Source organism: Vibrio sp. 99-70-13A1 (assembly GCF_013114625.1).
In the GTDB taxonomy this organism is placed as follows: Bacteria; Pseudomonadota; Gammaproteobacteria; order Enterobacterales; family Vibrionaceae; genus Vibrio.
This window is the reverse complement of record NZ_VTXD01000005.1, coordinates 61,058-87,854: the sequence shown is the minus strand read 5'-3', so window position 1 is coordinate 87,854 and position 26,797 is coordinate 61,058. Positions and strand designations below refer to the sequence as shown.

Genomic DNA, 26,797 nt, shown 5'->3' with positions numbered 1-26,797 from the left:
ATGTATTCATTTCTTTGTCGCTGTCTTCATCAAATAAAATATTATGACCCTGACGCTCTAAATCTTCAAACTGTTCACTTTTCACAGCCCATAGAAAAACGCCTACAGCAACACAAACTAAAATGATCGCAATAGGGATCAAAATGTACAAACTTTCCATTACTTACGCTCCTCTTTTAAGAGCCTTAAAGAGTTAGAGACTACAATAATTGAACTTGCAGACATTCCAACAACGGCAATGTAAGGTGCAACTAACCCTGCAACGGCAAGAGGCAATATAAGTAAGTTATATCCAAGAGACCATGCAAGGTTCTCTCTGATTATTCTACGAGTTTTCAACGCTAATATACGTGACTTAAGTAGTCTATCTAATTTATCACCAAGTAAAATCATGTCTGCCGACGCTTTTGCAACGTCAGTGCCGCCACCCATGGCAACGGATAAATGAGCACCAGCTAAGGTTGGGGCGTCATTAATGCCATCACCAACCATCATGGTTATATCATTAGAGTCAGTTGAATTAAGGTAGGCTAACTTGTCTTCTGGTTTCGCATCTGCAACCACATCTTGTATGCCAATCGCTTTAGCTACAGGGAGGGCATTTGCCAAAGAATCGCCAGTTAGCAGGGTTGTTTTAATTCCGGCATCTGTGAATTGTTTGATGAGCTCTGTACTTTCTTTTCTTATAGGATCTTCATAAGTAAAAGTCGCTATATGTTGCCCATTTAAAGCTAAGTAAATTCCGTTACTTTCTTCTGTTTCAGAGTTATCTAATATAAACCTTGCACTACCTATAGAGATCGCCTGCCCGTTATAAGTCCCTTCAATTCCAAAGCCAATAATGTTGCTGACGTTATCGACAATAATATTATCAGATTCATACTCTCTAAAAGCTTTAGCAATAGGGTGATTAGCGTACTTCTCTAAGCTAGCCGCTAGAGCCAAACATGTTGTTTCATCAATATCAGATTTAGTATCTACACGAGCGATACGAATATCACCTTCAGTTAAAGTTCCGGTTTTATCAATGATTAAATGATTCACTTTACAAAGAGTTTCGAATACATGTCCTTTACGCAGTAAAATACCTAAATTGCCCATGCGAGATGTGGAACAAGTGATTGCGGTAGGTGTGGCAAGAGATAAAGCACAAGGGCAGGTCGCAACTAAGACAGATAGCATGATCCAAAAAGCATCTTCAGGTTTGGTTTGATGCCAATACAGCCAAGTACCGAAAGATATAATCAAAATTATCGCGACAAAATAGCGCGCAACAATATCGGCTATTTCAGCGATTTTTGGCTTAGATAGCTGAGCTTCATCTTGCAGTCGAACAATATTAGATATCATTGAGTCTGCTTTCGATGTAGTTACCTCTAATTCAAATGATTCATCACCATTCAACGTGCCAGCAAAAACAGAATCATTCTCAGATTTCACAACGTGCACAGATTCACCCGTCAACATTGATTCATCAACATGCACTCTTCCGGAGATAACTAAGCCATCTGCTGGGATATGCTCTCCAGGTAAGACGCGAATTTTATCTCCAACCTTTAAGGTCTTAACGGGGATTTGTTTACCATCTAAAGTAGTTGCCATCGCAGGGATTAATTTGAGTAAATTCCCACTAGCCGCTGCTGCCTTTCGTCTGGCTCTCATTTCTAAGAAGCGACCTAAAAGTAAGAAGAAGGTAAACATTGAAATGGATTCAAAAAACACTTCTCCTTGTTCAGTAACGGTAGCCACTAAGCTAGCGATATAAGCAAAGAGCAATGCAATAGAAACAGGGACATCCATTCCTAGTGTTCTGCCTTTTAAACTTCTCCAAGCGTTAAGGTAAAAAGGTAGGGCCGAATATAATAATACGGGGGTGGCAAATATTAAGCTTACCCAACGGAAGTAGCTTTTAAATTCAGGTTCTAGGTTTCCAAAAACCTCTAAATATAAAGCAACGGCAAGCATCATAACTTGCATGGTTGCAAGACCTGCTACTCCAAGTCGATAGAGATAGTTTTTCATCGAGCGGTGGTAAGCTGCTTCTTGTTGATCGGCTTCAAAAGGTGCGGCCTTATAACCGAGCGAGTGAATTGCAGACAATAATTCACTTAATCTAACTTTTGATTTATCCCAACTAAGGAGAGCTCGATTTGTTGTGGTGTTTACACGAATACTGTAGACACCTGATTTTTTAGAGACTTGTTTTTCTATTAACCAAGCACAGGCGGCGCATGATACCCCTTCAATAGAAAGGGTAACTTCTGAGGCCTCTTGGCTGTTTCGGACAAACTCTTGCTGCACATCTTCATTATCATAATGTGCGAGTGCTCTTAACTGCTCAGGAACAAGGTCAGCCTTTTCAGCAGGAGCTGTTCTATATTGATAATAAGAAACTAAGCCACTGTCTACTATAGTTTGAGCAACCGTCTCGCAGCCAGGGCAGCACATTTCTCGTTCTGAACCTAAGATTTCAACTTTAAAATCGGTGTTTGCTGGTACATCTTCACCGCAGTGGTAACACGATTCGTTCATAGTTTTAGTTCATTAGTCGAGTTGGTGTTTCAAGAGGGAATGTAATACGACCTTGTATAAGCCATTCTGAATTATGAGGGCTCAGTTCTATAAACCAAGGACCTTGAATATCATTTTCTAGAATCAGACGATAGTTGCCTTTTGCATCTGCTGTAAGCAGTTTCGAAAAGTCACGGTCGGGCAATGTACGGTGGACAAACATGGCATTTAAAGCTGGGTAATGCTCTAAACTTCCTTTGTTTAAAGTAAGCACTACGGAGTCACTTTCTTCGCTAACTGATGCAAAAAGACCTAGATCTTTTGCCACATTAACTTTCGATATATCGATATTAATGCCTTTACCTTTTTTATAGTAATCCTCAGTGACTAAATCGACGGAGTTTTGAGTAAATAGAATAACTGTAAGAATTGTCCAAATGACTACTGTTGAAGGCAAGGCAATCAAGAACCACGGCCAAAACTGTTTATACCAAGGCTTTACCATAAAAAAGATCTCAATGAAAAAAAGAATAGAAGAGGTGTTACAAAATACAGAAAAGACAGCCCCTTAGAAAGGGGCTGTTATTGAAATGTTACTTATTGTCAGAGTTGCTTAGGCTCCAAACATACGCAGAAACAAGTTGAACTTTATCTTCGCCTAGAATGTCTTTCCAAGCTGGCATTACGCCTGAGCGTCCGTTCATTACTGTTTCAGTTACTTCAGCACGTGAGTCACCGAATAACCAATCACGATCTGTTAGGTCAGGTGCACCTACTGCAGGGTTACCTTTACCATCCGTGCCGTGACACGCAGCACATACAACAAAGCGAGCTTTACCAGCCTCTGCTTCACGTGCATTTACTGAACGACCAGATAAGCTAAGAGTGTAGCTAACTACTTCTTTAACGCCTTGCTCACCTAGTGCATCTTTCCATGCTGGCATTTGACCGATACGACCATTCATAATAGTTGTCTTGATTGCTTGTGGCTCACCACCATACAACCATGCGTTATCAGTTAGGTTAGGGAAACCTTTCTGACCACGAGCATCGGAACCATGACATTGAGAACAGTTTTGTAAGAACAAACGTTGTCCAACTTTAATAGCTTCTGAATCTGAAGCTATTTCAGGTATAGAACGTAGTCCATCATCGTTATGCGCAAGTTTTTTGAATGCTTCACCAAAATAGGTATTTGCATCATCTAACTCTTTCGCATATTCATCTAACTGCTTGTTAGCTTGAGATGCCGCAATTGAAGAGCGGGACTCTTCTACGCTACGAATAGTTTGGTCTGAACTTGTCCAGCCAAGTAAACCTTTAAAGTTACCCAAACCAGGGTAAAGCGCTAGATATACTGCTGCAAACACGATTGTGCTGATAAACAGGTATGTCCACCATTTTGGTAAAGGATTATTTAGTTCACGAATACCATCGTATTCGTGTCCCATATCCTTACCAGATTCAACACCTGTTTTATCGTGGAAACACCAACGAAGTAGGACAGCACAACCAATAAGGGTACCAATCGTAATTGCACTAACCCAGATACTCCAGAATGTACTCATTACTTTGTCACTCCTTGATTTTTAGAACTTACTGCTGGTTCGTCGTCTGCAAATACAAGATTCGCGTCTTCGTCAAAACGTGTTTTACGATTCTTGCCATATGCCCACCAAACGATGCCAATGAAGCAAGAAAAAACAGTAACAGTCCAAATGCTTTGAAATGTAATAATATCCATAGCTATTCCTTATTTCATTGCGTGTCCAAGAGACTGAAGATAAGCGATGATTGCATCCATCTCTGTTTTACCTTCAACATCTTGTTTCGCGTTAGCAATCTGCTCATCAGTATATGGAACACCAAATTGATTGCGGAATAGTTCAAGCTTGCTTTGTGTTAATTTGCCATCAAGCTTGTTCTCAGCTAACCAAGGGAAACCTGGCATATTTGATTCAGGTACTAGTTCACGTGGATCAATTAAATGAACACGATGCCATTCATCAGAATAACGGTCACCAACACGTGCTAGATCTGGACCTGTACGCTTAGAACCCCATAAGAATGGGTGTTCCCAAACGCTTTCGCCAGCTACAGAGTAGTGACCGTAACGTTCAGTTTCAGAGCGGAAAGGACGAATCATTTGACTGTGACATACATTACAACCTTCACGGATGTAGATGTCTCGACCTTCCATTTCTAGAGCAGAATAAACACGTAGGTTTTCTACAGGTTCAGTTGTCTGCTTTTGGAAAATAAGCGGGGTAATCTCTACCAAAGCACCGAAACTAATTGCAATAACAATCAGTATAGCCAGCAAGCCAACGTTCTTTTCGACTAATTCATGGCGATTGTTTGAATTTGAACTCATTCTTTAATCTCCTTATGCCGGCTGTTGGATAGCTTTAAGGCTATCTTTAGGTGCAGATACAGTTTTGTACGTATTGTATGCCATTAAGAACATACCGCTTAGGAAGATAAAGCCACCTAAGAAACGTACAAAGTAGAACGGGTAAGATGCTTCAACAGACTCTACAAAGCTGTAAGTTAAAGTACCGTCAGAGTTAACTGCACGCCACATTAGACCTTGCATTACACCTGAAATCCACATAGCTACAATGTAGAAAACTGTACCAATCGTTGCTAACCAGAAGTGAACATTAATTAGTGATACAGAGTACATACGCTCTTGACCGAACAGCTTAGGAACTAAGTGGTATACAGAACCAATAGAAACCATTGCAACCCAACCTAACGCACCAGAGTGAACGTGACCGATAGTCCAGTCCGTATAGTGAGATAATGCGTTAACCGTTTTGATTGCCATCATAGGACCTTCGAAAGTCGACATGCCATAGAATGATAAAGAAACGATTAGGAAACGTAGGATTGGGTCGTAGCGAAGCTTATGCCACGCACCAGATAGAGTCATAATACCGTTGATCATGCCACCCCAAGATGGAGCAAACAGAACCAAAGACATAACCATACCTAGAGATTGAGTCCAGTCTGGAAGTGCAGTGTAGTGAAGGTGGTGAGGACCAGCCCAAATGTACAAAGACACAAGTGCCCAGAAGTGAACAATCGACAAACGGTAAGAATAAACAGGGCGTTCAGCTTGTTTCGGTACGAAGTAATACATCATACCCAAGAAACCAGCTGTCAATAAGAAGCCTACCGCATTATGACCGTACCACCATTGAACCATGGCATCGATAGCACCTGAATAAATCGAGTATGATTTAAAAGCAGATACAGGAACAGCTAGGCTGTTCACGATGTGTAACACGGCAACCGTGATGATGAAGGCTCCGAAGAACCAGTTCGCAACATAAATGTGAGATGTTTTACGCTTAATCATGGTTCCGAAGAACACGACAGCATAAGCCACCCATACAAGTGTGATTGCAATATCGATTGGCCATTCTAGTTCTGCGTATTCTTTACCTGAGGTAAGACCCAAAGGTAAAGTAATTGCAGCGGACAGAATTATCGCTTGCCAACCCCAAAAGGTGAAGGCGACAAGAGGACCACCAAATAAACGCGTCTGACAAGTACGCTGCACAACATAATATGATGTTGCAAACAGTGCGCTTGTACCGAACGCAAAAATAACCGCATTAGTATGCAGGGGACGTAAACGACTGTACGTCAACCACGGCGTATCAAAGTTTAGCTGTGGCCAAACTAATTGAGCGGCAATCAAAACACCTACGCCCATACCGACAATACCCCATAAAATGGTTACTAGGGTAAACTGACGGACGACCGTATAGTTGTAGTTTTGTTCAAGCTGCTTTTCTTGGCTCATTTGCATGCTTCCAATTTCTTATTTACTACACTTTACTTCCAACACGACTCACGTCGTAATGCCACCAAATCAGAAAAGAAATTCATTCTATTCAGAACTTTATTTCCACTTGCTGATTTTAAAAAAAAGTGGCATTTTCAACGCGACACTATACTTGAATTAACAAATCAATGACAGAGTAGTAACCTTACGCTTGGTCTGGATTTGTGTTTTTATGTAAAAACTTTGAACTTTGTAACAAGGAGCAATAATTAAGATGGCAGCCCAGAAGCTAACAAAAGGTAGACTTGTTCAAATTGTAATCATGTTGTCTATTTTATTAGCGGCATTTACTTGGAGAACAATAACATACAAAGAAAACGATACGCTAGATTGTATATTAGGGGAACCCTGCGAATTTAGCATTGATGACCACTATGCTAGGTTGACTAAAGATATATCGGGCTTGATGATTGTTGTTTCTGAAAGTGGGGAATTTAACGTTGACTCTCCAAAGCATGGCAAACTAGTCAAGAAAAATGCACATACTTGGCTATTGACACCGCAGACACAGGAATTCCATATAGAAATTACATTTCCTCAACAAAAATCACCAGTGACAATACACTTCACAAAAGCTAATAAGAAAAACCATTAATTGAGAAAAATCTCTAAAGTGTTTTAAACAACATGTTATATATGACTCCATGAATATGAATACTTTTTAAAGATGAAATTTTTCTCAAAAATATCTAATAAAACAGACGAAATCTGCGCTATTGATGAATTGATTTCCTCGATACCTGAATTAAACCAAGTTGCATGCCTAATTTGTTACTGCACCGAAGAGTATTCAACATCTTTGGTTCAGCAGCACTTAAAGACATACTTTCCAGAAACCCCCTTCCATGGTTGTACTACCTGTCACGGAATAATGACGGAATCTGGTTTTCATTCTGGTCCTGTAATTGGTCTTTTAGTCATATACGATTCTGGGATAAACGCTTACGGTACCGGTATTTTTGACTTCAAATCTTCAGTGTCTGATAGCACCAATGAAGCAATATCAATGGCTCTGAGTAACGCCAATAGACAAGGTGAAGTCCCTGATTTGATATTATTGCATTCCACGCCCGGTAATGAAGAAAAGGTAATGGCTGCTATAGATCAAAGGTTTGGTTCAACGGTCCCTATTATTGGAGGAAGCGCTGCAGATAATAAAGTGTCTGGTAATTGGAGTATATTTACAGACAAAGCCTCATCGATTAATGGTATTTCATTAACGGCTTTCTTCTCATCACAGTCCATATATACATCATTAAGTTCTGGTCATACGCCAACTGAATATTCAGGTGTTGTAACAAAGACCAAAGATCGAGTTATGCTCGAAATTGATGGTCGACCAGCTACCACCGTTTATGATGAGTGGACCAATTTCCATTTAGGACATAATGAAGATGGCTATATTTTTGAAAAGGCGACGGTATACCCATTAGGGCGAAAAGTTGGTTTTTCACATAGTTTTCCTTACTTCAAACTTTCTCATCCAATTCGTGAAACTGAAAATAATGGCATTGAACTTTTCACTGATATCAATGAAAACGATACTATTTATTTGATGTCAGGTTGTAAGCAACAGTTAATTAGTAGAGCGGCTAGCATTATCAATGCTTCTTATTACAATGATATGGAATTAGAAGAAAAATTAGGGGCGATCAATATATTTTGTGCTGGTCCAATGCTTCATTTAAAACAAGATATGAACGATGTTTGTGAACAGATCAATCAAGCATTAGATGGTTTACCTTATATTTGTCCTTTCACATTTGGTGAGCAAGGACGACTCTTAGGTGGTGAGCATGCTCATGGCAACCTAATGGTTTCGTCTGCGACATTTTATAGGTTAAAGAAGTAATGACTGGTCAGAGTACAGAACATCTGCAAGATGTATTAATTGAACTAGAAAAATCTAGGCTTCGAGAAATTAATCTGGCAGAAGAGAATAGGGCGATCTTGTCTACTATTTCAGGAATAAGTAAAGCTAAAAATGTAGACCAAATTTTTGCCACATTAGAATATGTATTAAAAAAGTATATTCACTTTGAAGATTTTATTGTTATTTCTAAACCCGTTGGCTGTGAAACTTTTAAAACAATACTCACTAATAATAAAATTTTTGATAATCTAGAATGGATTGACTATGGGAAGTTTTCTAGAGTTATTAATGGTGAATGCACTATATTATTTGAGCCAAAACGGTTAAAAGAATTTGACAGTTTTAATGCATTTATCTTAGACCAAATTAATTCAGTTTTACTCACAGGTATTGATAGCGGATTAAGCCAATCCGTTATTTTGTTTATCCACTCCAATGGAAAGCATTTTAGTGTTGAAACAAAAATGACCCTTAATCGTTTTAGACCTCTTATTGAGAGGGCTGTATTAGATATAGAGCGTAAAGAGCACTTAGAAGCAACGATTAAGACAAGAACGAAAGAACTAGTAGCAGCTCAAAAGGAAGCGGAAAGGGCAAATAAAGCCAAATCAACTTTTCTAGCAATGATGAGTCATGAGATTCGAACACCATTAAATGCTGTGATTGGATTAATCGATACACTAAAAGCAACCCAACTCGGAGTCGATCAACTTTCTTTGCTTACCAATATGGGGACATCATCCGAGTTATTACTTTCTATAATTAATGATGTTCTAGACTTTTCTAAAATTGAATCTGGAAACTTCTCATTATCGCCATCATGGCAATCAATTAGAGACACTGTAACATTTGTTGCAATGGAGCAAGAACGCATCGCCCATCAAAAAGGTTTAACTCTTAGCGTTGAATTTGAATCGCCTGATGAGAGCGCTTACTTTTATGATAAAAACCGTTTAGCACAAATTCTTTTTAATTTGATTGGAAATGCAATTAAGTTTACTGAGAAAGGATCCGTTGAAGTAACTATTACATGCAAGCCTGAACTAATTTCGATTCAGGTTACAGATACCGGCATCGGGATAAGTGATGCTCACCAGTCGACATTATTCCATCCATTTATCCAAGCTGATGACAGCATTACCCGCAGATTTGGTGGAACAGGTTTAGGTCTAGCTATAACAAAGCATTTAGTTGACTTAATGAATGGAAATATAAATGTACTTAGTTCTTTAAATGTAGGTTCGAAGTTTTTAATTAATATTCCACTTAAAAGCAGAGTTTTACAGCCAGCGGCTAGAGATGATCAAACAAATGTGAGTTCTGATGGAAGTAATACCTGTTATACCGTTTTAGTAGTTGAGGACAATTTAACTAATCAAATGGTTATTAAGTTAATATTAAGTAGGTTGGGTCATAAAGTCTATGTTGCTAATAATGGGCAAGAAGCGATTGAACTTGTTGAGAGGAACAATATTTCATATGACATAATATTTATGGATGTTTCTATGCCTGTACTTGATGGACTATCAACAACAAAAGTAATCAGAAAAAAGAACATTCAAACTCCCATTATTGCTTTGACAGCACATACGGCCGCAGAAGATCGATCATCTTGTTTAAATGCAGGCATGGATGAATTCATTACAAAACCTGTAAGAACGCAAGAAATCAGAGATGTGATTTATAAAGTTAAACACTAATAAACAGTCAGTATCTGAAAGATAACTTACTGTTTATTAGGTATTTTATGGTAAATAGCAAATACTGTTAAATAGATATGATTTTCAACTCAAGGAAAAGAGTAGACCACTCGGTTAGTAATGATGAGTTCGATCGTGGTTAACCTTATTTACCATAATATACATAATACGCAGTTGGCTAGTGCTTTATTAGGGGTCGCCACAACCAGCGCCAATCCTGTACAAGCCATTGATATTGCTCTAAATCCTAGCCCGTTGTACTTTTTTGCTATGTGTTCCCATAACTGCTTAATCTGTGGATTTTCATTGCGGTCAGCGTGGCAACCAAGCAATGCTAGCTCTGGGTCAACTCCTGCACCTGAAGCTAAAAAAACTGCTTCTTCATCAGTAAGTTGGCGAACACCTTTTCTTATTTTACTAATCTTATTCGCTTCTAGTGCCAAGTCATGGGCAACTTGCTTATCTTGTACGTAGTTTTGAGCCTTTTTGTAGGCATCTAACAGTTCATTCGTGTACATAACTTCCTCCGTAATTCCTCAATGATAGCCTGAAAAGTCCGATTTTTCGCACTTTACAGTTGCGATTGATCGCATGTACTGTTGCGACATATCGGATTTATGCTCGTTCAGTTTACGGGCTTTATTTTGACTGGCTAAGTCTGGGCTGTTTGCCCTTGACGTTAATGGCTCACTTGGTCGGTCAATTCCAATAATCAGTCATGGTGGTTGTTATGAAAAAGCTGAATACTCAAAACGTTATTATTCTAGATACGGAAACTACTGGTCTCGATAGATTTTCTGAAGTTGTTGAGATTTCTCTTATCTGTGCAAGTTCAGGTAAAGTTCTTTTTAATTCATTGATAGACCCAGAAAAACCAATCCCTTCAGATGCATCGGCAATTCATGGCATTACTTATCAAGATGTTATTGGTAAACCTACTTTTCCAGAAGTTAAATCAACCATCGAATCACTTTTATCATCTTGCAACTCTCTACTTATTTATAACGAATCTTTTGATATTCGCGTCTTGTTTCAATCATTCAAATATTCCGGTGCATCATCTGATGCTGTTGAAAGCTTTCGCTTATTTCTTCAATCAATTGGATCTAAAACGCATTGTGTTATGCATTGGTACGCTGAGTTCTATGGCGAACGAAATGATGACGACTCTTTTAAGTGGCAGTCCTTATCTAATGCCTGTTCACAACAAAGTGTTGAAGTTTCTGATTTAGCAGCGCATCGAGCAACTGCCGATTGTGAAATGACTAGACGTTTGATTGAAGTTGTAAACACCAAGATTAAAGTGTCTGAGGCTTAACTCATGGATTCAATCTACTTCGACAATGAACCGAACCATGGAATCAATGCTTACTTTCCTTGGGGTCATAACTTTTTTAAAACTCAGCGTGACTTCTTTCAGTTCATCGAAGTTCATTACGGCATGGTGTCATTTCAGATTATTGAAATCACGGACGACAACTATCAAGAGCTTTTAGTTAAAGGTGTTTTCCATGCCATCTAAAAAACCTCACAAGTACCATGATGAAATTCGTCCTGTGCAAGTTGATCATCTAGCGTTCTCATTTTCTTATGGCTCGTTAAAACACTTAGACAGTTCTAATGACCAAGAATTTATCAACTTGCAGTTTCCTGTTTTTAAAAAACTAAGTGTTGATGGTCGCGTCAATTCACCTGAAGCAATCGACAAATCTATCGAGTTACATCGTAACAAATGCCGTAAGGTTTTGGCTCATCGCTTTGATGACTTCATGTCTAGGGTCTTCAATTTCCGTTTATCACCAATGCGTGGCCGCGGCTTACATGGTTATGAAGATTCAATGGTCATTTATGACTCAACGGGAACGGTTGAATGTGGCTTGGTTGGTGTTGGTGGCAACAATGACACGGTATACGTGCAAATTAATGGCACTGGTTGCTCTAAGTTGTTCGAGTTCACCACTCACAAAAAGCTGTATTGGTGGCTGTCACTTTTAGGTATCACTCGCCTAGCCCGTTTGGATCTTTGTGTTGATGACTACACAGGAATTTTTGACTGTAAGTATGCTGAGAAATGTTTTTATGAGGGAGCATTTCGAACTGCTTCTCGTGGACGCGGGCCAACAATGGTTCCTCATAAGCGCATCTCCCAATCAGGTGAATTATCAGAAGAAGCCGTGTTAGTTGGCTCTAGAACTTCTGCCGTTTACTGGCGCGTTTATAACAAGAAATTCGAGCAAAACATTTCTGACCCTGAAGTGATTTGGTACCGCAATGAAGTGGAATTAAAGAAGTGCGATTTAACACTACTCGCCTCGCCCGCTTCTGCGTTCGCTGGTCTTTGTGACTTTTCAGCCAGTATCGACCCAGCCGAGCCTATGAAAATTGAACTCAACAAAAAGAAAGCTGGATTGGAGTTTATGGCTCGAATCGCTTGGGTTCGTCGTCAATGTGGTAAAGCCATTTCTGAAGTGGTTGCCATGACTGAAGGTGATTTGGGTGAAGCGTTTGGATTGTTAATTCCTACGCATCATCGCAGAGCAAACTTTGAAACCTCGTTGGGAGTTCCTGACGAATACACTAAACATAAAATCGAAATTTTGGAGTCAAGAATATGCCTACAATAACTGGTATTGCCATTAAACGTTTCCCTAAATCTGGTATGGAATTTGCGGAACTTTGCGTCCTTCGTGCAGTAGAAGAAGTCGAACATGAAAAATTCCAACAAACTGGAATTGGTTTTTCGACTGACATTCCTTTCAACAAACAAGCACTGAAAATTGACGTGGATTACGCGCGTCAACTAATCCAAACCCGCGCGTTCGTGGCTAACCGAGAGTATGAATTGAGCTTTGGTGCAAACCCAAATGACCCACTTGATATTTTGGTAAACAAGCTGGCACCGGTTGATGAAGAAGTTAAAAAACACTTCGACAATAGTTTGAAGAAATAAGGATTAGTTATGCCTGTATGCGCCATTCCAAATTCTGATGGTTTCTTGGCTGTCGTTCCTGAGTTTGAAGTATCTTCTTGTTCTGGTTACGTCATGATGAGCACCCAAGAATATGATTACTTTATGGCATATACACAAATAACTTCATCGGAGATAGCTACATATTTTGCAGGTGGTTTTGCTCTTGTATTTGTATTTGGCTTTCTCCAAACATATGGCATTAAAGCCGCGTTAAAAGTCATTAGGCTTATTTAAGGAAATACATTATGAAAAAAATGAATAGCGTTAAGAAATTTGCAAGCAAGGTTAATTCTAAAGTTGCTGTTGGCGCACTGATGCTTGTTGCTTCAGCTGGTGCACGTGCTGAAGGTACTGATGATATTTGGGCTGCGATTGATTTAACGGGTACTACTGCCAAGGTGATTGGTGCTGGCGTTTTAATTATTGGCATCGCTATGGCGCTTAAATCAGTGTCTCTTGGTAAGCGCACTGTAAATAAAGTCTAGTGTTATGCTGCTTGTTCTGCATGACCTCCAACTTATAGTTTTTACGCTTTTGGGCGGTTTAGCGGGATTCATAGCAGCTCAAAACATGAAATAACATAAGGGGGCTTCGGCTCCCTTTTTTTGTAGGTAAATTTTATGATTATTAAGAAGAACATTTTTTTGTTTTTATTAATGATGAGTGTTTCTTTTAGTGCCCTTTCTGGTATTAAGCTGACCAGCGGGCCTGATAGTGGTTCAATTTATTCTTCCGTTGGTGCTTATACTCCTAAGCTAATAGGCAGTTGTTTAACTGGTATGGGTGGTTATGGTGCTCAATGGTTTAAGTTTTCTTATGCGCGAGTAAAGGGTTCTAGGATTCGGTTTAGTGGTTCTTCTTATACGGGTTCAGATTGTTCAAAGACTTATAATTCACGTGACGATGCTTATGTGAGTTTTGTTGCTGCTGAATGTGAAGCTCCTGCATCTTATAATGAACAGGGTCTTTGTGAGGAACCTCCACTTGATGAATGTGCAGAGCTTAAAGGTGATGATGCTCCATTCCCTAGTGGTCCCGTTCCTGATGATGGTCTAGCAATTACAGCAAGTCGTTTGTATTGTGTTTTAGGCTCAAGATGTGAGGCTCTTAAAGGTTATAGAGCCGTTAATGGTTCTTTAGTTAGGGATGCCTTTTATACAGGTGAGCATTGCCCACCCGATGGTGATTATGAACAATGTCAGTATTTTGGTGGTTGTGGTGGTGAAACGCCTCCTGATGAAGAGGAGATCGATGAACCTTTTGCTGGATGTAAAAAACCTTATGTAGAATCACCTTTTGTATGTCCAAAAGATACTGATGGTGATGGTATCCCCAATGAAGATGCGGAGTTTGATGATGCTGCAAACTGTGAGCATGATTCTTCAGGCAAGTTCTCTTGTTCTGGCGGTTCTTTTGATAACATCCCTACTGACCCGACTACTCCAACAGAGCCAACAGACCCTGATGGTAATGTAACTCCTCCTAGCAATATTCCTGATGCTGGCGGTGACCCTGCGACTTATACGCCTCCTGAAGAAGTTGATCCAGTTCCCGACGTTGTTGAACCTGATTTAACTCCAGATTCTAATGGTGACGTTGTTAGCTCAATTACTTCTATGAATCGCGATTTCAATAAGGCATTGACCGACTTAAATATTGATATCAATAAAACGCAATCAAACATCAATAATCAACTAGAGCGTTTGAACCAAAATGTAGTTAATAATTCGAATGCTACTGTAGGTTTAGAGCAAACAAATATAGATATTTATGAAAACACCAAGCAATTAATTCAGGGTGTTGAGTCTGCTGTGCACACTTCTAATAATGATAACGTTGCTCAACTTCAAAAAGGTTTTCGTGATTTAAGTGGTGAGGTTTCATCTATAGGTGATTCGCTTGATGGTTTAACTAACGTTGATACTAGCTCTGCGGGTATTTCTGGAACTTGTATCCAGTCTGATACTTGTACTGGTTTTTATACGTCAAACTATCCTGACGGCTTATCGGGCATGGCTAATAAACATTTCCAAGAAATCAAAGAAAACACTCTTGATGGCTTCGTGAATACATTTGGCAATCTTGATTTATCTAATGCTCAACGCCCTAACTTTTCCATTCCAATTCTTGATTTTGGAGAGTTCAATATCACCAACTATATAAACTTGGATTGGATATTGGGCTTTGTTCGATTTTGTTTAATCTTCACAGCAATTGCTACGGCACGTAAAAACATATTAGGTGGCTAACATGGGTTGGATTGTTGATTTATTTAATAAGCTAATTGAGTTTCTATATCGTTTAATCATCAGCCTTGTAGATATGATTAAGGATGTTTTCATTTGGGCTTTGGATGAGGTTTTAGGCTTATGTCAGACCTTGGTTGATTGGGTTTTCTCTTTCTTTGCACCTATTGATATATCTCAGTATCTAACATCCATTCCCAGTGAGGTTTCTTGGATGTTATCCGCCATTGGGTTGCCTCAATGTTTGACGATAATTTTGGCTTCACTGGTTGCTAGATTGTTGCTTCAACTGATTCCGTTTACGAGGTTAGGCTCATGATTTATGGAATTGTCGGGCGCCCAGGTGGTGGAAAAAGTTATGAAGCCGTAGCTTTTCAAGTGATTCCAGCTTTAAAGTCAGGTCGTAAGGTAATCACTAATCTACCTCTACAGATAGAGCATTTTGTTGCGGTTCTTGGTGAGGAAGTTCGAGATTTAATTGTTGTTATTGATGGTCAGCTGAATGATTTTGGTTCGGTTGAAAGACCATTTAGTAAAGTGTCTGATTACAGTGATGAATGGAGGAATGAAAAGGGCCAAGGTCCTTTGTATGTAGTTGATGAGGCTCATATGACTTTACCTAATCGGAGTTTGAATACTGAAATTTTAGAATGGTATTCGCTTCATCGTCATTACGGCGTGGACATTATCCTAGTTACTCAGAATTTAAGAAAAATTCATCGAGACATTAAGGATATGATTGAAGTCACTTATAAGTGTGCCAAGAATACGGCTTTAGGTTCAAACAATACGTATACCAGAAAGGTTTTAAGTGGTGCTAACGGTGACACTGTAAACACTAGCATTCGAAAATATGAACAGGCTTACTTTCCTTTTTATAAAAGTCATACAGCTTCAAATAGCAGCGTAACAGAGGCAATGGCTGCTGACATTGTTCCACTTTGGAAGCGTTGGCCGGTGATTGGTTCGATCTTGTTTTTCATCGTTGGTATATCTATAACAGTTTATGCTTGGACTCCAAAAAAACCGACACAGCCAAGTGTTCCAGATACTAAGCATGAGATTACGCAACAGTCAGGAACGCCAGCTCCTGAGGCTATTCCAGATGGAACTCCAGTTAAAGATTCAACAGGTTCGGAGTGGTTTGGACCTTTAGGTTCTTTCAATTTTTTCGCAGCTGGCTATGCAAAGCAAATCGCATACATTAGGCACAGGTCAAGCAACAGAACTATTGATGATTTGACGTTTTACCGGATTTATATCGATGTCTATGACAAGAATTCAAAGCTGTTTACGCTTGACCAAACAGAGTTACAGCAAATTGGATATGGGTTTAAAGTCTTAACGGACTGTGTATACCAATTGAGTTGGGAAGGTGTAGATAAGATTGTCACATGTGGTGAAGTAGACAAAAATCAGAAGCCTGATTTGTTTGGTGATGCTTTGCCGTTTAGTACATAACCAGCCCCGCAGGGATAAGCGAACATGAAAATCCTAAGGGGTCAATTCAGCTTGTTGAGCGATAAGTAGCGAAGCGTAGCTTATTAGATGAAACCACATCACCGCCCTGCCTCATTGCCAAGATCACCCTTGCAGAGCCTCACAGTATTAGTGGGGCTTTTTGCTACAGCAACCCATAGAACTTTCAACGTAGATTCTTTCGGTGCTTTGTCTCGCCGCGAGTTGGGAGGGACCCGTTTCGTCGGGAGGGTCCCAACTCGCGGCGAAACAAAAACCCCCGTGTTGTATCACGGGGGTAAATTCGACATTTCTATCAGCACTAGCAAACCCAGCTCTAGTTGCAGGCTAGCGCACTAGTTTCACTTTTTCTTCCATATCATTGTGACTCATAGTCCGTAGACTTATAATCATCACGAATTCATGATTCTTCCTCAAATTGGGGAGGTCTCGTGGAAGAAGATTCTGTATTAAAAGCTTTTGGAAAAATAGTTCTAAAAAGCCGAACTGAACTAGGTCTAAGTCAAGAGAAGCTGGCTGAAATCGCTGGTCTTGATAGAACCTATATTAGCTCTGTTGAGCGTGGGCAACGCAATATTAGTCTGATGAATATTGTAAAGCTTGCACATGCCCTATCGGTAGAGCCTTGTGACCTCCTTAAAAACATAGGAGGTTACATTGAATAGTATAGATACAGCTTATAATTTTTATTCCCGTCATATCTATGACGAAGAAAAAATTGCTCTACTAGTCAAACATAATTTTAAAGTGGCTGGCTCAGTACAATCAGTTTTATGGGAATTATTTGGTGCATTGTTAGTGGAGCGGTCTGGAGCAGGCACAACAGGTGCTGATTTAGATGGTTGGGAAGTCAAGTCAGCTAAACAAGGCGGGTCTTACGAATACCAATACCACTTGAATACAGGAGTAGAAAAACTTAAAGAGGATTGTATCGTCAATCATCTTTTTTGCTCTTATTCTGATACATACGAAAATGTGACTGTGAGAGTTATACCTGGACATATTTTGGCACCTAGATATTTCAATGTTTGGGAGCCATTATATTTCCAAAACTATGATGCATCAGTTCCTGCGGAACAAAGAAGACAACGGTTCAGGAAGAATATTCCATATGGTTTTGTGAATGCTACCGGCACTCTAATTTTAGAAATACAAAACGGTAAACTAGTTTTCAGAGATGATGCAATTATTTCTAACTTAATAAAGAACTAAATATGAAGAGCTTTGCTGAATTTTTTGCAGGAGTTGGGCTTGTTCGAGAAGGGTTAGCTATCGACGCATGGGAATGTGTCTGGGCCAATGATATCTCACAAGATAAAAAAGATACTTACGTTGAAAATTATGGCGATAGTCATTTTTGTTTAGGTGACATATGGGATGTTGTTGATGATGATGTGATCGTACCGGGTGGCACTTTTTTATACACAGCTTCATTTCCATGTACTGATTTATCAGTAGCCGGTGCCAGAGCTGGCTTGGCCGGCAAAGAATCGGGAACACTTGAAGCATTTTTAGCTATCGTAGAAAACAAAAAGAAAAGTAATGCTCACCCACAAATCATTCAATTAGAGAATGTGAAAGGCTTTCTTACATCACATAAGGGTCAAGACGTTGTAAATACTGTAAAGCGACTGTCTGAACTTGATTATTATGTTGATATTGTCGAAGTAGATGCATCTTATTTCACACCTCAAAGTAGACCTAGAGTGTTCGTTATTGCAGTAGAGAAAAGCTTAGCTCCTTCTGTGATGAAAATAAAAGATAATGAAAATATCCTAGATAACTGGTGGGCAATTTTTGATGAGCAACCAAAATTAAGATCTTCAAAAATCAAAAACGCAATCTTAAAAGATGAATCTTTAAATTGGGCACTTTTTGATATAACTCTAACCAATCAACGAGATACCGTACTAGCTGATATTATAGAAACAGAGATTGAACTAGATTCTAAACTTTGGTGGTCCTCTGAACGCAAAGAACATATTTTCAATCAAATGAGTCCAGCGCATCAAGAGAAGTTAATAGAAATGACTTCAAACAATCATTTCTCGTACGGCACTGTTTTTCGAAGAATGAGAAAAGGTCAATCTATGGCTGAATTAAGGACTGACGGCCTTGCTGGTTGCTTAAGAACACCAAGAGGCGGTTCTAGTAAACAGATTTTGATTCAAGCAGGATTTAATGATTGGAATGTGAGGCTAGTTTCTCCTAGAGAGTATGCTCGATTACAAGGGGTTCGCGATAGCTTCATACTGCCAGAAAATCAAAACAAAGGCTTTTTTGCTATGGGTGATGCAGTTTGTGTTCCGGTAATAGAGTTCTTAGCAACAGAGATTATTACACCGGCTTATAATGCATGGTGTAAAATATCAGATAACAAGAGCTGTTAGTCGTTTGGCTACATGCTTAAAAAAAGCTCCTTTCGGAGCTTTCTTTTTACCTCATAATTTTAGCCAGTGCCCTAGCAACCCTTATTAAGTATGTTGAAGTCCTTATCTCTAACTCAGATTGTATTTCTAATAATGCGATTCCAGCCAAAATCTGTTGCGGTGTTACTCGCTGCCCTGTAGATGTTTCTAATTTATCATAGTGCATTTTAAACTGTTCCCAATCTTCACTGGCACTCAGTTCCCGACCTTTCGCCATCCTCATAAGCCTTTTACATTCAGGTGGCATCGGTTTTCCTTCGTCCCATCCTGTGACTGTTCTCACAGATTTAAAACACAATTTTGCGACCTCTTCCTTAGTCATTTGGCATTCCATTGCGCGAAAAATATAGTTTCTACTCATTTCGCTGTACTTCATCAATTAAACCTCTAAATACAAGAGGTTGCATGATTTTATAAATGAGTGAGGAATTAAACATAAACAGACATAATACGCACTGGGGCATTGCGGATTTAACATATTGAAATCGTTAGAAAAACTTTAAATGTCACATTGTTAAGTTATTGATAAGTAAGCCGAAATTATGTTTATCTCATTTTTTATTTTAAAATCAACCCGTTATCGTCTGAGTCGCTCGTTTTTGTCACTGGCGATTTTTAGGCTTTTAACCCTCCATCCACATAATGTGGGCGTTGTTTTACCCCCTAAATCACCTTAAAACAGCCGAAAAACACTAAAAATAAATTTTACTCAGTTGTCAATAATGTGAGGTACTTCAATGTTTCATGAGTCATTCAAAACACTTTACTGGCGGCAGTTCGACACAGTTCAATCTGGTGCGGACTACTTTCACGTTTCTGATGAGACAGTTCGCCGATGGCTTAAAGGTATAATTCCGGTCAATCCAATGGCTGAAAAGCTCCTATTGATAAAATCATTAGGCTATTTACCTAACGATATTAGGTGGCGTGGTTTTCGAATTAATGAGGAGCGCGGAATCCTTATCACGCCTAGTGGTCGCGAGTTCAGCCCTAAAGAATTGGAGAGTTTTGTGTATTGGCGCGATGAACATCGCCAATTTGTTGAGTTATACGGTCACATTGATAACCCAATCATGCAGCCCGCTAAGAAAAATCTGCTCCCATTTCGTGGTGGTCGAAGAATGAAATCCGCCCCTTGGGTTCCAAGTAAGCACAAGTTTAAATAGATATAAAAAGCCCGCTAATTGCGGGCTATTTAGGTTTAGCTATCAAGTTTACTTTGTGTGTCCTGATTTTTATTTCGCTCACTCAGTTGAGTGCTTAACAGGATTTCAGCCTCTCTTGTTTTTTCATCTATTTTTTCTTGCTCTTTAGCGCTCATGTGCTTTAACAGCTGACCGACAACTGGAACATTATCTAGCTTCTTGATTGCGTCAGCTAGTTTCGAGCTTTTATCTATTGCGTCAATTATCGGGTGGTCTGAATTATTATAGTCAGAAATTAGCTTGCCTGGGTTCTCACTGTTAACTTGAAGTAAATTGAATAAAAGCCTCGTTCTAAGCTCTCCACTGGTATCATCTTCACCGATTCGAGATATTTGCGTCGAGAGCCCTTCAAAAGTTCTACTTGAAACCTCTTTGTGGGTGTATTCCTCAATTAACCTTTTACTGAGTTTGTAATTTTTATTTGATGAATATGCTACCCATAGAATTGGTGTGTACAAAGGGAGCATCATTGAAAATAAACTTGGAGCCTCTTTGAATACTTGAGCGAAGTCTTCTCTAAATGCCACCACGCGTACCAGCGTGAATATAACGGGAACGGATGAGCATATTATGAGCCCTATTATTGAAAACATAAATGAACGGTCATGTTTCTTTAGCTGCTCTTGTTCTACTTTAATTTTATCTGCATATGCAGCTGATAACCCTGCGGTCATAGCGGAAGGGAGTAGCGATGAGATTTTTTCTAATATCCCTTCTTTTTGCGCTTCAGCAGTTTCAATAAATTCAGCAGTTTTTAATTTGAAATCTTCCTCATAAGACTTAAGAGTCTGTTCCTGAGTTTGTTTTGCCTTAGCTACAGAGGAACTCAATCCACCTAGGTCTTCTTTAATTTTTAGGTAGCTTGAATCAAGAGCTTTTTGGAGTCCTACTACGACTTTTTCTTCACCTTCCTCATTCTCAAACGTATAACCAAATATTTCTTTGTATACCTCTAAAATTTCGTTTCGCTCATTCGTAGCGTTGCTTAAAAGGCTCTTTAATCGCTTGGATAGTGATTCTGATGCCTCTACTTGTTCAGAAATCGTAGAAAGCTTCTCAGATAGCGCTAGTCTTTCATCAACCAAGCCAGATAATTCGTGTAATGTTACTTCAATAGCTTCTTTTTTTTCTTCGAACTCTATATGGCTCTTTACAATAGCTTCTGCAGCCAAACTTGAATCACCATGGAAAACATCTATTTCATGGTGCCACTCACCAATCTCAGCCTTCATTTGGCTAATGAAGCTTTTTCCTTCTTCGGATGCAATTACAATCTCTTGAATTTCTTCTAATTGTTTTTCTGATTTATTTCTTATATTTGAAACCGAGTTTCTAGCGCCGATTACCTTTTTGAAATGTTCTGGAGCGGATTTTTCTAGAAGTGCCAAAGACTCTTGAACGTGTTTTAACGTCTCTTTAAGAGAAATAACATCTTTCCAAAGGTGCTCTTTCTCTTCTTTGATTTTTCTTTCTAGTCTTTCTTCAGCACTTCCTTTGAGGTAGTTCATATGTACACACCAAATTTATTTAGACCATTGATATATTGTGTCTATTTGTCACTTTACAATCCCTATATTCAACTTTGTTTATAAGTTGAGGATGCCCTCAAATAAAAAGCCGAACCCCTAGGGGTTCGGCTTTTGGTTTCCAGTGCAGCAAGCAAAGTCGCACTGATACATTAATGCTAACAAGGATAATACGAATCAAAACCAACCTATCAGCATGGTGAATGATGTGTAAATCATTAATAGGTAGGGTTTGAATCCACTCGCATGCCCTCGCCCTTTATCAGCACGGCTTTACAGGCTAGGCGCTTTCATTCTGTTTGGTTTCCAGAATTAATACGCGGTCTGATACGTTTCTCATGCCTTTGGTGATTTCAGTGATAATACGGTTTTGATTACGTAGGTTCACCACCATCAAGCCCGCCAGCGCGAGAAACTGAGGCGAAAAACCCCAATCACTCAAGGCGCTAAATATCGCGCTTTCCATACAAATCCCCTGCTCTTTTTTCTGGTTTCCATGCGTCTGGCAGTGCTTCCCATGCGCCAAGGACTGCGGGAATTGCTAGACCAATTGCACCACCAAAGTTAACACCCGTTTCGGTCACTTCCACACTAATTAAATGCCCGTAACCTGTGGCAGCGGCAACCACTGAACCCAATAGCGCCAAGCCTTTAAAGGTTGATTTCTCAAATATCATGTTGCTTTCCTTATGCTAACTTTACGCCCTGCATGGCGTCAGCGCGTGAGTAATGGCGACCCACTTCCATAATCGACATGGCGTGAAGCACGTCAGCCAGAAGTTCATCATCTTGCAAGTTAATGGATTCGTTGACGCCTACGCCGACCTGTTTTGCCACGAACTGCGCATAGTTCTTGGTGTCGTTTTCCACTGGCGGCGCAAAGCGGTTAATCATTTCGGCTAGGTTGTCGAGCCCGTGCAGCCGTTGATAATTTCGCATCACTTTCGCGCCAGCTCGAAAGCCAAACTTGTGATGGCTGAATGTTTCAAAAGCCGCATCTTTAGAGAATGAGCTTTCACCTTGCCAATCATTGCCTTTGCGAATGTTCAGCGGGTTATTGTTGCGGATACCGCGAATCGTTTTCTTAGTCATGACGAATAAGAACCCTCCAAATAGAACGAAAATGAGTAAGTACAAGCGCATGGTTAGCTCCAGTTCTCTGCCACAAATAGCTGAATCGCACTGTCTTGCGTGCCGTCAGGGTGAGCGGCGTTTTTAATGGCGCTTCCTGATTCTTCATCCATTGGGAAATGGTGCTGCATGTCTCGGGTGTTGTAACGTAAGTCCCACGCCTTAATGTTCACGCGCATCAATGAATATTGCGTATCCCAATAATCCAAATGGTCGTCAGCCAGTGGGCGGTCTGGGTTTTTAATGTAGCGATATAAAAACGTGTGTTCTTTCCCATCGGTCGGCAGCACGCTACCTGATGGGAATTCCACGCCATCAAGGTAAATAATCTCGCGCCCCGTTTGATACCAAATAGTATTGGGCGTGGTTTCGGCAAGATTCCCCACTTGCGAACCATATAAAGCACCATCACGTAAAATCGTGATATTTGGCGACATGATTAGCAGTTCATCGGCGGCGCAATAAAATTCATTGGCGCTCGGCGCTTGGAAGGAAAACGAGATTTCATCATTTCGATAAATTCGCCCTTTGGTTTTCAGTTGAAAGTAACTGGTTGCCCATAAGTAACGCGCCGCCATGGGTAAAGGTTCGTTATCCAGCTGTCGCCAATCTGCGCCGTTAAACCCATAGAAGTGTTTATCGGTGGTATTAAAATATACGATAGCGTCATCGTCAGTTGACACGATGGGATGCTCGGGCAGCTTGGGAATTATCTGCACCGTAGCCACGGTTTCTTTCAAACTCTCAATAAGGTTTGCCAGATATTCGATTTTGTTGCGCTCATTGCCTTGCGGCATGTTGTCAATAATTGGGTTCATTGGTTGTCTCACACTTCAATAATGCTGATATGGTCGGTGGCATCACCGGTAAACGTCACCGCTTCTCGCGTTGCCAGTTCTAGCTTTTCGCCCGCTTCCAACTCATAACCGCCATTGACCACAATCACCCCGACATTACTTTTCGGCGCGGATAGCACCAAGTTGCGGCGGTCATTGTTTCTAGGCAGTGAAAACGGCATCACCTGTTTTTGGCTTGCCAACATGTTGGAGGCTTGAAAGCCAATCACTTGATTCGATGCCATGCGCATTACGGGCATGGAATCAATCGCCACGCGCTGACCTGCCGCGAGTATCAATTCCGGTACGCTGTCTACATGGATGCGCTGGTCAGGCTGTAAACCAATTAACGGCAAAGCCTCAATCAAGGCTTTGATTTGTTGATTGGCAGCAAGTTGAACCGCTGGCATGGTGCTGACTGTGACGGCTTGCCCTTCAATTGGCGGCGTGAAGGTGCCCACGCCATGCTCAAACACCAAGCGACCAATGCCAGATATGAAAATTCGTCCAAATCGCGCACCTGTATATTTATACAGTGATTTTACAGGTAGGGTAAAAACCTCACCTGTAGCTTCAATTTCAACGCTGATTTTCCCTTCAGCTTGCTCGATGAAAATCCATTCAGAGTCAAGCGTGACGGGGATTCGTTGCCCTTCGATGAGTGTTAATTCCATTAGCGCACCGCCTTATAAGTGACAAAGCCCAAGACCATGGCAACAAACATCAATAAGTAGAGATTCAACTCACTTTGCTTGGTTTGTCCGCCGTCTTGGTTGAATTTGGCAAGCTCCATCACCGCATTGAGGCTTTGGGTATTTTGCGCGGCTTGGTTACCGGCCAATCCCGCCATCATTTGTAAGTTTTCGCTATTGGAGGTGCTGAACTCTTCAAGGACACCGCTGGCAAATTGGGTATTGGTTTGATGCATGGCGTTAGCAACGTGAACAATTTCACCGCCGAGCATTAATGCCCCTTCTACTGCGCCGTGGTCAGTCGCTTGCACATTGATGGTTGAGCCATTCACCCCACTGATGGCTGTCCCTAAGTTGTCACCACTAATGGCATTCTGACCGCTGACATTGGTGGTGTGTGTTGTGTTACTCGATTTAGACTTACCGCCCATGATTACACTCTCATTTCCATGCGCGTCACTTCCCCGCGCTCCGTTTCCTCAGTACTCAAGCGGCGACATAGTTTTGCCACCAAAGGAAAATAGGTTTCTGCGCTGATGGACGTTAAGCCGCATTCTTTGACGTAGACTTTGAGTTCTCGCATAGCAGGAATAACCCCACGACCTGATACGCCCCATAAGAAGTAAGAATCGCCGTCAATTTCACCCGCCACGGTGACGCGGTAACTATCGCCAGTGAGTTCGTAAACGCTGACACGCCCCGCTTTCACTTCACTTTTCAGAAGGTCAAAGTCTTTAGGGCAAGCGCGAAACGCCACTCTTAAACGCTTTAACGCGTTGGGATTATCAGAAACCAATTCAATCATTTTTTGAGTACCACCACTGCGCCAATCAGCACCACAACCACCCCAACAATCAGCATGGGGCTCACCGGGCTGCCGCCGCGATTGCTTGCCCCCATGTTAATCCCGCCCACGTTTTGCCCTGCGTGAGTAGTATTGGTGGCGGTCGCGGTAGCCGCGCCACCCGTGATTGGCATTGAGCCGCTATTCGATAAAGCCCCTAGACCTGGTAGCATCTAAATCACTCCCATTTTGAATAGACCAAAGGCAAACAGCGCCAGCGCCATTAACCATGAAAGGCGTTTCGTCCCTTCACTGATGGCAAAGCCGCCCCAAACACCTAAGCCGCCCGCCAGTGCAATCGGAATCAATACTAATGGCACGTTAACCCCCTTTTTTCATGGCTAGGTAAACCGCACCCGCCAAGATTAGGAAGCCACCACCGATGGAGGCATACAGCACATAGTTAGGCTGAGATTGTGATGGATACACCACATCGCCATTAGGTTGCTGATATTGATTTATCAGTGCTCGATGCGCGCTAGGGTCTGACGACACCGCGCGGTTGGCTTCTTGTTGAAGCTTGTTATCGAGTACCGAACTCACCAAATCACCCGCATCGCCAATGGCATCGCTGGCAATTTCGCCCACTGCATCGACCGCGCCGCCAATCAGCTCGCCGCCCGTTTCCAGTAAATTGTTAAACCAATCCATAGATTCACCTATGCCGCTTGCGGGTTAATCTCGCCCACTTGTTCAATGGCTTCGATAATCACAGACACGCTGCCTGAGCTGGATTTATCTAACTCAAATTGAAGTTGGTTGGCGGCGTTCGTTGGCAAACGACCTTCCACACCAAAACCTGTGCGAATGAAATCGAGCGTGAACCAATCTTTGTTTTGCTCAAGACCAGCAATCGCCAAGTCAAAGGCGTTATCGACTTTTGATACGTTGATTTCTTCGCGCTCATCACGCATCACACGGACACGTTCAATCGTTGGGTCTTTAAAGTGAATACGCTTGAGTGATAAGAACGGCGAACGCTCGGCAAAATCAAACGGCGTTCGACCAGCTGCGGCAGCAAACCAAGTCAGCGAGTAAAGACGCGGTAAGTAAATACGGCGAGATTGCGCGGCAGTCGTATGAGCGCGAGCTTTGATGCTTGGCGCGTTAATGCCAGCGGCTTTGGCTTTCAGCTGAATGTAAACCATCCAGATTTCACCTTGCAGCGTGACCAGTTCGCCAGTACGAACGCCCGCTTTGGTGCGCAGTGATAAATCAGAAAACGGAATGATGTAACGTCCAGCTTGAGTGAATTGTTTGCGGTGCTCTTGGAAGTCCACCAAGTCCTGACCAGTCACGCCGATGATTTCTTTACCGTTTAACTTCAGCGTCACGCGCTCAATGTCGGCAGGGTCAAGAATGTCGGTCACTAACTCAATGTTTTGGTAAGTAGGACCCGTCACAATGCGTAATGTGGCTTGGTTGCCCCAATTCACACCTTCAACAGGGTCAAGTTCGCGAGGACGCGGGTTAAAAGGAGTCGTCATCATTTCCATAA

General features: G+C 41.0%; 36 protein-coding genes and 1 pseudogene. 16 read left to right on the top strand and 21 right to left on the bottom strand.

Features of this window, described 5'->3' with window-relative positions:
• Positions 1-19 precede the first annotated feature (19 nt).
• The 7 genes and pseudogenes from ccoS to ccoN form a co-directional block, all read right to left on the bottom strand.
• Positions 20-160: pseudogene (gene ccoS / locus F0226_RS05925) on the bottom strand (cbb3-type cytochrome oxidase assembly protein CcoS); the annotation flags it as partial.
• Positions 160-2,532, bottom strand: coding sequence for a heavy metal translocating P-type ATPase (locus tag F0226_RS05920; RefSeq protein WP_171734781.1), 2,373 nt, complete (start codon positions 2,530-2,532; stop codon positions 160-162). The gene F0226_RS05920 and the pseudogene ccoS, both read right to left, overlap by 1 nt.
• Before the next feature lie 4 nt (positions 2,533-2,536).
• Entirely contained in the window at positions 2,537-3,016 is a 480-nt protein-coding gene (locus F0226_RS05915; RefSeq protein ID WP_171734780.1) for a FixH family protein, read from the bottom strand.
• 88 nt (positions 3,017-3,104) lie between these two features.
• Positions 3,105-4,079: a cytochrome-c oxidase, cbb3-type subunit III gene (ccoP, locus tag F0226_RS05910; protein WP_171734779.1), complete on the bottom strand. Its 975-nt coding sequence runs from the start codon at positions 4,077-4,079 to the stop codon at positions 3,105-3,107.
• Positions 4,079-4,255, bottom strand: coding sequence for a CcoQ/FixQ family Cbb3-type cytochrome c oxidase assembly chaperone (locus tag F0226_RS05905; protein WP_171734778.1), 177 nt, complete (start codon positions 4,253-4,255; stop codon positions 4,079-4,081). Before F0226_RS05905 ends, ccoP begins: the two co-directional genes overlap by 1 nt.
• Positions 4,256-4,264: 9 nt before the next feature.
• Positions 4,265-4,885, bottom strand: a complete 621-nt coding sequence (gene ccoO, locus F0226_RS05900) for a cytochrome-c oxidase, cbb3-type subunit II (RefSeq protein WP_137373229.1) — start codon at positions 4,883-4,885, stop codon at positions 4,265-4,267.
• A 12-nt stretch (positions 4,886-4,897) separates the two neighbouring features.
• A complete protein-coding gene (gene ccoN, locus F0226_RS05895) occupies positions 4,898-6,325 on the bottom strand; it encodes a cytochrome-c oxidase, cbb3-type subunit I (RefSeq protein ID WP_167494026.1) in 1,428 nt (475 codons plus the stop codon).
• Positions 6,326-6,581: 256 nt separating this feature from the next.
• Between ccoN and F0226_RS05890 the strand changes: the two genes are divergently transcribed.
• The 3 genes from F0226_RS05890 to F0226_RS05880 all read left to right on the top strand — a co-directional run bounded on the left by F0226_RS05890 (position 6,582) and on the right by F0226_RS05880 (position 9,940).
• A complete protein-coding gene (locus F0226_RS05890; protein ID WP_171734777.1) occupies positions 6,582-6,962 on the top strand; it encodes a hypothetical protein in 381 nt (126 codons plus the stop codon).
• 72 nt (positions 6,963-7,034) lie between these two features.
• Complete coding sequence (locus F0226_RS05885; protein WP_171734776.1) at positions 7,035-8,219, top strand: FIST N-terminal domain-containing protein; 1,185 nt, start codon at positions 7,035-7,037, stop codon at positions 8,217-8,219.
• Positions 8,219-9,940 carry a response regulator gene (locus F0226_RS05880; RefSeq protein WP_171734775.1) on the top strand — a complete coding sequence of 574 codons (1,722 nt, stop codon included), beginning with the start codon at positions 8,219-8,221 and terminating at the stop codon, positions 9,938-9,940. The genes F0226_RS05885 and F0226_RS05880 overlap by 1 nt, the downstream gene beginning before the upstream one ends.
• A gap of 149 nt (positions 9,941-10,089) precedes the next feature.
• Here the strand turns inward: F0226_RS05880 and F0226_RS05875 are convergent, their stop codons facing one another.
• Positions 10,090-10,458, bottom strand: coding sequence for a DUF3693 domain-containing protein (locus tag F0226_RS05875; RefSeq protein WP_171734774.1), 369 nt, complete (start codon positions 10,456-10,458; stop codon positions 10,090-10,092).
• 212 nt (positions 10,459-10,670) lie between these two features.
• On the opposite strand from F0226_RS05875, the gene F0226_RS05870 reads away from it, so the two are divergent.
• The 12 genes from F0226_RS05870 to dcm all read left to right on the top strand — a co-directional run bounded on the left by F0226_RS05870 (position 10,671) and on the right by dcm (position 19,026).
• Entirely contained in the window at positions 10,671-11,258 is a 588-nt protein-coding gene (locus tag F0226_RS05870; RefSeq protein WP_171734773.1) for a 3'-5' exonuclease, read from the top strand.
• Between the two features lie 3 nt (positions 11,259-11,261).
• A complete protein-coding gene (locus F0226_RS05865) occupies positions 11,262-11,462 on the top strand; it encodes a hypothetical protein (protein ID WP_137373236.1) in 201 nt (66 codons plus the stop codon).
• Complete coding sequence (locus tag F0226_RS05860) at positions 11,452-12,564, top strand: replication initiation factor domain-containing protein (RefSeq protein ID WP_137373237.1); 1,113 nt, start codon at positions 11,452-11,454, stop codon at positions 12,562-12,564. Before F0226_RS05865 ends, F0226_RS05860 begins: the two co-directional genes overlap by 11 nt.
• Complete coding sequence (locus F0226_RS05855) at positions 12,552-12,890, top strand: DUF1293 family protein (RefSeq protein ID WP_171734772.1); 339 nt, start codon at positions 12,552-12,554, stop codon at positions 12,888-12,890. Before F0226_RS05860 ends, F0226_RS05855 begins: the two co-directional genes overlap by 13 nt.
• A gap of 9 nt (positions 12,891-12,899) precedes the next feature.
• Positions 12,900-13,145, top strand: coding sequence for a single-stranded DNA-binding protein (locus F0226_RS05850; protein ID WP_171734771.1), 246 nt, complete (start codon positions 12,900-12,902; stop codon positions 13,143-13,145).
• A gap of 11 nt (positions 13,146-13,156) precedes the next feature.
• A complete protein-coding gene (locus tag F0226_RS05845) occupies positions 13,157-13,396 on the top strand; it encodes a phage coat protein (protein WP_171734710.1) in 240 nt (79 codons plus the stop codon).
• A gap of 135 nt (positions 13,397-13,531) precedes the next feature.
• Positions 13,532-15,160, top strand: a complete 1,629-nt coding sequence (locus F0226_RS05840) for a hypothetical protein (RefSeq protein ID WP_171734770.1) — start codon at positions 13,532-13,534, stop codon at positions 15,158-15,160.
• 1 nt (position 15,161) lies between these two features.
• Positions 15,162-15,476, top strand: a complete 315-nt coding sequence (locus F0226_RS05835; protein ID WP_171734769.1) for a DUF2523 family protein — start codon at positions 15,162-15,164, stop codon at positions 15,474-15,476.
• Positions 15,473-16,618: a zonular occludens toxin domain-containing protein gene (locus F0226_RS05830; RefSeq protein WP_171734768.1), complete on the top strand. Its 1,146-nt coding sequence runs from the start codon at positions 15,473-15,475 to the stop codon at positions 16,616-16,618. Before F0226_RS05835 ends, F0226_RS05830 begins: the two co-directional genes overlap by 4 nt.
• A 449-nt stretch (positions 16,619-17,067) precedes the next feature.
• A complete protein-coding gene (locus tag F0226_RS05825) occupies positions 17,068-17,301 on the top strand; it encodes a helix-turn-helix transcriptional regulator (protein WP_145568455.1) in 234 nt (77 codons plus the stop codon).
• Entirely contained in the window at positions 17,294-17,848 is a 555-nt protein-coding gene (locus tag F0226_RS05820) for a hypothetical protein (protein WP_171734767.1), read from the top strand. Before F0226_RS05825 ends, F0226_RS05820 begins: the two co-directional genes overlap by 8 nt.
• A 2-nt stretch (positions 17,849-17,850) precedes the next feature.
• A complete protein-coding gene (dcm, locus tag F0226_RS05815) occupies positions 17,851-19,026 on the top strand; it encodes a DNA (cytosine-5-)-methyltransferase (RefSeq protein ID WP_171734766.1) in 1,176 nt (391 codons plus the stop codon).
• Between the two features lie 46 nt (positions 19,027-19,072).
• On the opposite strand, the gene F0226_RS05810 is transcribed toward dcm, so the two are convergent.
• Positions 19,073-19,441: a phage protein gene (locus F0226_RS05810; RefSeq protein ID WP_171734765.1), complete on the bottom strand. Its 369-nt coding sequence runs from the start codon at positions 19,439-19,441 to the stop codon at positions 19,073-19,075.
• A gap of 361 nt (positions 19,442-19,802) precedes the next feature.
• Between F0226_RS05810 and F0226_RS05805 the strand changes: the two genes are divergently transcribed.
• A complete protein-coding gene (locus F0226_RS05805; protein WP_171734764.1) occupies positions 19,803-20,231 on the top strand; it encodes a phage protein in 429 nt (142 codons plus the stop codon).
• 35 nt (positions 20,232-20,266) lie between these two features.
• Here F0226_RS05805 and F0226_RS22415 read toward each other — a convergent pair whose 3' ends face one another.
• The 12 genes from F0226_RS22415 to F0226_RS05745 form a co-directional block, all read right to left on the bottom strand.
• The gene (locus F0226_RS22415; protein WP_216606558.1) at positions 20,267-21,778 is read right to left on the bottom strand and encodes a hypothetical protein; all 1,512 of its coding nucleotides are present in this window, start codon (positions 21,776-21,778) and stop codon (positions 20,267-20,269) included.
• 298 nt (positions 21,779-22,076) lie between these two features.
• The gene (locus F0226_RS05795) at positions 22,077-22,262 is read right to left on the bottom strand and encodes a hypothetical protein (protein WP_171734763.1); all 186 of its coding nucleotides are present in this window, start codon (positions 22,260-22,262) and stop codon (positions 22,077-22,079) included.
• A complete protein-coding gene (locus tag F0226_RS05790) occupies positions 22,243-22,470 on the bottom strand; it encodes a hypothetical protein (RefSeq protein ID WP_171734846.1) in 228 nt (75 codons plus the stop codon). Before F0226_RS05790 ends, F0226_RS05795 begins: the two co-directional genes overlap by 20 nt.
• 13 nt (positions 22,471-22,483) lie before the next feature.
• A complete protein-coding gene (locus tag F0226_RS05785; protein ID WP_171734762.1) occupies positions 22,484-22,939 on the bottom strand; it encodes a structural protein in 456 nt (151 codons plus the stop codon).
• 2 nt (positions 22,940-22,941) lie between these two features.
• A complete protein-coding gene (locus F0226_RS05780; protein WP_171734761.1) occupies positions 22,942-23,745 on the bottom strand; it encodes a hypothetical protein in 804 nt (267 codons plus the stop codon).
• Positions 23,746-23,753: 8 nt separating this feature from the next.
• Positions 23,754-24,437: a hypothetical protein gene (locus F0226_RS05775; RefSeq protein WP_171734760.1), complete on the bottom strand. Its 684-nt coding sequence runs from the start codon at positions 24,435-24,437 to the stop codon at positions 23,754-23,756.
• A complete protein-coding gene (locus F0226_RS05770; RefSeq protein ID WP_171734759.1) occupies positions 24,437-24,886 on the bottom strand; it encodes a chemotaxis protein in 450 nt (149 codons plus the stop codon). Before F0226_RS05770 ends, F0226_RS05775 begins: the two co-directional genes overlap by 1 nt.
• A 2-nt stretch (positions 24,887-24,888) precedes the next feature.
• Positions 24,889-25,260 carry a DNAase gene (locus F0226_RS05765; RefSeq protein ID WP_171734758.1) on the bottom strand — a complete coding sequence of 124 codons (372 nt, stop codon included), beginning with the start codon at positions 25,258-25,260 and terminating at the stop codon, positions 24,889-24,891.
• Positions 25,257-25,472, bottom strand: coding sequence for a hypothetical protein (locus tag F0226_RS05760; protein ID WP_171734757.1), 216 nt, complete (start codon positions 25,470-25,472; stop codon positions 25,257-25,259). The genes F0226_RS05765 and F0226_RS05760 overlap by 4 nt, the downstream gene beginning before the upstream one ends.
• Entirely contained in the window at positions 25,473-25,619 is a 147-nt protein-coding gene (locus F0226_RS05755) for a hypothetical protein (protein WP_171734756.1), read from the bottom strand.
• A 1-nt stretch (position 25,620) separates the two neighbouring features.
• Positions 25,621-25,950, bottom strand: a complete 330-nt coding sequence (locus tag F0226_RS05750; protein WP_171734755.1) for a hypothetical protein — start codon at positions 25,948-25,950, stop codon at positions 25,621-25,623.
• Positions 25,951-25,958: 8 nt separating this feature from the next.
• Positions 25,959-26,795: a major capsid protein P2 gene (locus F0226_RS05745; protein WP_171734754.1), complete on the bottom strand. Its 837-nt coding sequence runs from the start codon at positions 26,793-26,795 to the stop codon at positions 25,959-25,961.
• Positions 26,796-26,797: the final 2 nt, after the last annotated feature.